Source organism: Flavobacterium sp. LC2016-12 (assembly GCF_015351595.1).
Taxonomy (GTDB): Bacteria; Bacteroidota; Bacteroidia; order Flavobacteriales; family Flavobacteriaceae; genus Flavobacterium.
In genome coordinates this window covers 1-525 of record NZ_JADKPT010000029.1, presented here as the reverse complement: position 1 = coordinate 525, position 525 = coordinate 1, and the positions used below count along the sequence as shown (strand labels likewise).

The window sequence follows — 525 nt, the reverse complement described above, 5'->3', positions numbered from 1 at the left end:
CTTCCTTCCGGAGCCGTAACAGTACCATTAGTTTGTGTTACCCCTGTGGATGGCGTTATCGTATAAGTATAAGCCGCATTGTAATTGTCAATAGTAAAACTTCCTGTTGCCGTTGTACACGTTGGCTGGGTCACAGCACTTAGTGTTGGCACTGCAGGTGTTGAAGGCTGAGCGCTTACAACCGCTGCAATTGAATCTGATGAACTGCAAGATCCCAGTGTTGCTTTTATTGTATAACTCCCTTCTGGAGCTGTAACATTTCCATTAGTTTGTGTTACCCCTGTGGATGGCGTTATCGTATAAGTGTAAGCTGCATTGTAATTGTCAATTGTAAAACTTCCTGTTGCCGTTGTACACGTTGGCTGGGTCACAGCACTTAGTGTTGGCACCGCAGGTGTTGAAGGCTGAGCGTTTACAACCGCCGCAACTGAATCTGATGAACTGCAAGATCCAAGTGTTGCTTTTATTGTATAACTTCCTTGTGGAGCTGTAACATTACCATTAGTTTGTGTTACCCCTGTTGAA

At 44.6% G+C, this 525-nt stretch carries 1 protein-coding gene; it reads right to left on the bottom strand.

The features are described 5' to 3' along the window. A partial coding sequence (locus IRZ99_RS21120; protein ID WP_370527675.1) for a hypothetical protein occupies positions 1 to 525 on the bottom strand: 525 nt, incomplete at both ends.